Source organism: Streptomyces sp. 15-116A (assembly GCF_025290915.1).
GTDB lineage: Bacteria > Actinomycetota > Actinomycetes > Streptomycetales > Streptomycetaceae > Streptomyces.
Window position 1 is genome coordinate 1 of record NZ_JAOCQE010000334.1, and the last position, 5,929, is coordinate 5,929.

The 5,929-nt window shown below is 71.0% G+C and carries 4 protein-coding genes and 1 pseudogene; all 5 read left to right on the forward strand.

All coding sequences use genetic code 11. The features are described 5' to 3' along the window. A pseudogene (locus N4P33_RS31440) lies at positions 1 to 1,772 on the forward strand (hypothetical protein); the annotation flags it as partial. 183 nt (positions 1,773 to 1,955) lie between these two features. Then, complete coding sequence (locus N4P33_RS31445) at positions 1,956 to 2,891, forward strand: cellulose-binding protein (RefSeq protein ID WP_260830349.1); 936 nt, start codon at positions 1,956 to 1,958, stop codon at positions 2,889 to 2,891. Positions 2,892 to 2,977: 86 nt separating this feature from the next. After that, positions 2,978 to 3,931 (forward strand): ABC transporter ATP-binding protein, encoded by a 954-nt coding sequence (locus N4P33_RS31450; protein WP_260830350.1) that lies wholly within the window; start codon positions 2,978 to 2,980, stop codon positions 3,929 to 3,931. 7 nt (positions 3,932 to 3,938) lie between these two features. Then, complete coding sequence (locus tag N4P33_RS31455) at positions 3,939 to 4,712, forward strand: ABC transporter permease (protein WP_260830351.1); 774 nt, start codon at positions 3,939 to 3,941, stop codon at positions 4,710 to 4,712. Positions 4,713 to 4,840: 128 nt separating this feature from the next. Beyond that, positions 4,841 to 5,929: ABC transporter ATP-binding protein (locus N4P33_RS31460; RefSeq protein WP_260830352.1), on the forward strand; the 1,089-nt coding region annotated here is incomplete at its 3' end.

A 5,929-nucleotide genomic window follows, 5' to 3' on the forward strand; every position in this document is an offset into this window, starting at 1 on the left:
GGCTGGGCACGGAAGCGTCCGAGACGCTGGCCGCGGCACAGGAGGAGGCCGCCCGGCGCCGCCGCGAGGCGGAGGAGCTGCTGGGCGCGGCCCGCCAGGAGGCCGACCAGGAGCGCGAGCGGGCCCGCGAGCAGAGCGAGGAGCTGCTGGCCTCGGCGCGCAAGCGTGTGGAGGAGGCGCAGGCCGAGGCCGTACGTCTGGTCGAGGAGGCCGACCGCAGGGCCACCGAGATGGTGTCGGCGGCCGAGCAGCACGCGGCGCAGGTGCGCGAGTCCGTCGCCGGCCTGCACGAGCAGGCGCAGGAGGAGATCACCGGGCTGCGCAGTGCCGCGGAGCACGCCGCCGAGCGCACCCGCCGTGAGGCGGAGGAGGAGGCGGACCGGGTCCGCGCCGACGCCTACGCGGAGCGGGAGCGGGCGAGCGAGGACGCGGGCCGGCTCCGCCGGGAGGCGCGGGAGGAGACGGAGGCCGCCAAGTCGCTCGCGGAGCGCACGGTGTCCGAGGCGATCACCGAGGCCGAGCGGATCCGCGCAGAGGTCGCCGAGCACGCCCAGCGGGTGCGCACGGAGGCGTCGGACACCGTCGCGGAGGCCGAGCAGAGCGCGGCCCGCACCCGGGCGGAGGCCCGCGAGGACGCCAACCGGATCCGTTCGGACGCGGCGACGCAGGCCGACACCCTCATCACCGAGGCCCGTAACGAGGCCGAGCGGCTCACCACGGAGACGGTCGCCGAGGCCGACCGCCTGCGGTCGGAGTCGGTCGCCAAGGCGGAGAAGCTGATCGCGGACGCCACCGGTGACGCGGAGCGGCTGCGGGCCGAGGCGGCGGAGACGGTCGGTTCGGCGCAGCAGCACGCGGAGCGGGTCCGCGGCGAGGCCGACCGGCTGAAGGCGGACGCCGAGGCGGAGGCCGAGCGTCTGGTGAGCTCGGCGCGCGAGGAGGCCGAGCGCACCCTGGACGAGGCCCGCAAGGACGCCAACAAGCGGCGTTCCGAGGCGGCCGAGCAGGTCGACAAGCTCATCACGGAGACCACGGCGGAGGCGGACAAGCTGCTCGCGGAGGCGCAGCAGCAGGCGCTGAAGACCACCGCGGACGCGGAGTCGCAGGCGGACACCATGGTCGGCGCGGCCCGCAGCGAGGCGGAGCGGATCGTCTCCGAGGCGACCGTCGAGGGCAACTCGCTGGTGGAGAAGGCCCGTACGGACGCGGACGAGCTGCTGGTCGGCGCCCGCCGGGACGCCACGCAGATCCGGGAGCGCGCGGAGGAGCTGCGGGACCGCATCACCAGCGAGATCGAGGAGCTGCACGAGCGGGCCCGCCGTGAGGCCGCCGAGACGATGAAGTCGACCGGCGACCGCTGCGACGCGCTGATCAAGGCGGCCGAGGAGCAGCTCGCCAAGGCCGAGGCGAAGGCGAAGGAGATCGTCTCCGAGGCCAACTCGGAGGCCGGCAAGGTGCGCATCGCCGCCGTGAAGAAGGCCGAGGGCCTGCTGAAGGAGGCGGAGCAGAAGAAGGCCGCGCTCATCAAGGAGGCCGAGGAGCTCAAGGCCGAGGCGGTCCGCGAGGCGCGGCGCACGGTCGAGGAGGGCAAGCGCGAGCTGGAGGTGCTGGTGCGGCGCCGCGAGGACATCAACGCCGAGATCTCCCGGGTGCAGGACGTCCTGGAGGCCCTGGAGTCCTTCGAGGCTCCGGCGGGCGCGAAGGACAACGGGGTCAAGGCGGGCGCGACGGTGGGTGCGCCCCGCTCGGGTGGCAAGTCGTCAGACAGTTAGCAAACCGGGCGGAATGGCCCGCGATCCAGGGCCTTTGACCAAGGCTTTGGCAAGCCGTCCGGGCACCAGCCACTCAAAAGGGGTGTCATTCTCCGTATCAAACGTGCATCCGCTCGATGACACACCGCTTCGGCCCCTAGGATTCCACCTATCACCTCACCGGTCTCATTCGACAGGAACCCCATGAGCGACACTTCCCCCTACGGCTTCGAGCTTGTGCGGCGTGGGTACGACCGCGCTCAGGTGGACGAACGTATCTCCAAGCTCGTCTCCGACCGTGACAGTGCTCTCGCCCGCATCACCGCTCTGGAAAAGCGCATCGAGGAGCTCCACCTCGAGACCCAGAACGCCCAGGCACAGGTCAACGACGCCGAGCCGTCGTACGCCGGTCTCGGTGCCCGGGTCGAGAAGATCCTGCGGCTCGCCGAGGAAGAGGCGAAGGACCTGCGCGAGGAGGCCCGGCGCGCGGCCGAGCAGCACCGCGAGCTCGCCGAGTCGGCGGCCCAGCAGGTGCGCAACGACGCCGAGGCGTACGCGGCGGAGCGCAAGGCCAAGGCCGAGGACGAGGGCGTCCGGATCGTCGAGAAGGCCAAGAGCGACGCCGCTCAGCTGCGCTCCGAGGCGCAGAAGGACGCGCAGTCCAAGCGTGAGGAGGCCGACGCCCTCTTCGAGGAGACCCGCGCGAAGGCCGCACAGGCCGCCGCCGACTTCGAGACGAACCTCGCCAAGCGCCGCGAGCAGTCCGAGCGCGACCTGGCCTCCCGTCAGGCCAAGGCCGAGAAGCGCCTCGCGGAGATCGAGCACCGCGCGGAACAGCTGCGCCTGGAGGCGGAGAAGCTGCGCACGGACGCCGAGCGCCGGGCCCGCCAGACGGTGGAGACCGCGCAGCGCCAGGCCGAGGACATCGTGGCGGACGCCAACGCCAAGGCCGACCGGATCCGTTCGGAGTCCGAGCGCGAGCTGGCCGCCCTGACCAACCGCCGCGACTCCATCAACGCCCAGCTGACGAACGTCCGCGAGATGCTCGCCACGCTGACCGGCGCCGCGGTGGCCGCGACCGGCGCGCCCGCCGAGGAGGAGCCGGTCTCCCGCGGGGTCCCGGCCCAGCAGTCCCGGTAACGTCCGGGAGTACAGCGGCTGAAAACCTGCGAAGCCCTCTGCCACTGAGGTGGCAGAGGGCTTTGTCCCGTTTTAGCGTGGGCCGCATGATCGAGCTCGAGGGGCTGACCAAGCGGTACGGCGAGAAGGTGGCGGTCAACAATCTGACGTTCACCGTCAGACCGGGCATCGTCACGGGCTTTCTCGGCCCCAACGGGGCGGGCAAGTCGACCACCATGCGGATGATGCTGGGCCTGGACCGGCCCACCGCCGGTGACGTCCGGATCGACGGCAAGCACTACGACCAGCTGAAGGACCCACTGACGTACATCGGGGCGCTGCTGGACGCCAAGGCGATGCACGGCGGGCGCAGCGCCTTCAACCATCTGCTGTGCCTCGCACAGAGCAACGGCATCCCCCGGCAGCGGGTGCACGAGGTGCTGGACACGGTGGGGCTCACCGCCGTGGCGAAGAAGAAGGCCAAGGGGTTCTCGCTCGGCATGGGCCAGCGGCTCGGCATCGCCGCCGCGCTGCTGGGCGACCCGCGGATCCTGATGTTCGACGAGCCGGTCAACGGCCTCGACCCGGAGGGCATCCACTGGATCCGCACGCTGATGAAATCACTCGCCGCGCAGGGCCGTACGGTCTTCGTCTCCTCGCATCTGATGAGCGAGATGGCGCTGACCGCCGACCACCTGGTGGTCATCGGCCAGGGCCGGCTGCTCGCCGACATGACGATGGCCGACTTCATCGCCCGCAACTCCCGCTCCTACGTCCGCGTCCGCAGCCCGCAGCGCGAGAAGCTGCTCGACGTGCTGCACCAGGCCGGGATCACGGCCGTGGAGAGCGGCAACGGGGCGCTGGAGGTGGACGGCGGCAAGGCGGAGTACATCGGGGAGCTGGCGGCCCGGCACCAGCTGGTGCTGCACGAGCTGAGCCCGCAACAGGCCTCCCTGGAGGAGGCGTTCATGCAGTTGACCGCGGAGTCGGTGGAGTACCACGCGCACTCCGACGCGCCGGTCGCCCCGCAGGCGTGGGGCGAGGGCTGGAAGAGGGGCTGAGCTGAGCATGGCGGCAACACAGGTCGTCCGGTCCGAGTGGACCAAGATCCGGTCAGTGGCGTCCACGGTGTGGACGCTCTCCCTGGCGGTGGTGGTCACCATCGCGCTCGGCATGCTGATCTCGGCGCTCTCCAGGAACGAGTTCGACGACATGAGCGCCCGGGACCGGCTCTCCTTCGACCCCACCTTCATCAGCTTCGCCGGGATGAGCCTCGGCCAGCTCGCGATGATCGTGTTCGGGGTGCTGGTGGTGTCGAACGAGTACAGCACCGGCATGATCCGCGTCTCGCTGGCGGCCGTGCCGCAGCGCGGCACCTTCCTGTTCAGCAAGATCGCGGTCGCCACCGCGCTCGCCCTGGTGGTCGGCATGGCCACCAGCTTCGCCGCGTTCTTCCTCGGCCAGGCGATGCTCGGCGAGCACAAGGCGTCCCTCGGTGACGACGGGGTGCTGCGGGCCGTCCTCGGCGGCGGGCTCTACATGACCCTGATCGCGGTGTTCTCGATGGGCGTGGCGGCGATGCTGCGCTCGCCGATGCTGTCGCTGGGCATCCTGATGCCGTTCTTCTTCTTGATCTCCAGCATCCTCGGCAATGTCGACGCGACGAAGAAGATCGGCCAGTTCCTGCCGGACCAGGCCGGCAGCAAGATCATGCAGGTGGTCCCGCCGGTCGACGACGACACCCCGTACGGGCCATGGGGCGGCCTCGGGATCATGGTGCTGTGGGTGCTGGCAGCGCTCATCGGGGGCTACCTGCTGCTGAAGCGGCGCGACGCCCAGTGAATGAGTCAATGATCGGGAAGGACCGGTTTTTACCTCGCCTTGAGCGGAACCGTCAGCGCCTCGATATCCTCCTAACCCTTACGGGGGCGTGTGCCCCGCTGTCCTGAACCTTTCGATGGGTGCGGAGCATGATCGAGGCAGTCGGCCTGACCAAGCGGTACGGCGACAAAACCGCTGTGTACAACCTTTCCTTTCAGGTGCGGCCCGGAGCCGTCACCGGCTTCCTGGGCCCCAACGGGTCCGGCAAGTCGACGACGATGCGGATGATCCTCGGCCTGGACAATCCCACCGCCGGGCACGTCACCATCGGCGGCTATCCGTACCGCAGGCTGCCCAACGCCCCGCGCCAGGTCGGCGCGCTGCTGGACGCCAAGGCCGTGCACGGCGGCCGCTCCGCCCGCAACCACCTGCTGTGCCTCGCCCAGCTGTCGGGCATCCCGGCCCGGCGCGTGGACGAGGTGCTCGGCGTGGTCGGCCTGCACGAGGTGGCCGGGAAGCGGTCCAAGGGCTTCTCGCTCGGCATGGGCCAGCGGCTCGGCATCGCCGCCGCACTGCTCGGCGACCCGCAGGTGCTGCTGTTCGACGAGCCGGTCAACGGCCTCGACCCCGAGGGCATCCTCTGGGTGCGCAATCTGATGAAGTCCCTGGCGGCGGAGGGCCGTACGGTCTTCGTCTCCTCGCACCTGATGAGCGAGATGGCGCTGACCGCCGACCATCTCATCGTGATCGGGCGCGGCCAGCTGCTGGCCGACATGAGCGTGAAGGACTTCATCTCCGCCAACTCGGCCGACTTCGCGCGGGTGCGCACGCCGGACACCGAGCCGCAGGCCCGCGAGAAGCTGTCGGCCGCCATCACCGAGGCCGGCGGGCACGTGCTGCCCGAGCAGGACGGCGCCCTGCGGGTGACCGGTCTGCCGCTGCCGCGCATCAGTGACATCGCCCACGACAGCGACGTACGCCTGTGGGAGCTCTCGCCGCACCAGGCCTCGCTAGAGGAGGCGTACATGCGGATGACGCAGGGCGCGGTCGACTACCGCTCGACCACCGACCAGAAGGCAGGGCTCCAGCAGCCGCTGCCGCCCGGCGCACAGCCGCCGATGCCGGTACCGGGTCAGGGCCAGCCCGGCTGGTACGCCCCGCCGCCGCCCCAGCAGGGCCAGCCCTACGCGGCGCCGCAGGGTGCGCCGCAGTCGCCCGCCGGCCCCTACGGGGCTCCG

What these genes read in the sequence shown, in the direction of transcription:
- N4P33_RS31445 (WP_260830349.1), top strand. Translation starts at nt 1,956, where the DNA reads ATGAGCGACACTTCCCCCTACGGCTTCGAGCTTGTGCGGCGTGGGTAC.
- N4P33_RS31450 (WP_260830350.1), top strand. Translation starts at nt 2,978, where the DNA reads ATGATCGAGCTCGAGGGGCTGACCAAGCGGTACGGCGAGAAGGTGGCG.
- N4P33_RS31455 (WP_260830351.1), top strand. Translation starts at nt 3,939, where the DNA reads ATGGCGGCAACACAGGTCGTCCGGTCCGAGTGGACCAAGATCCGGTCA.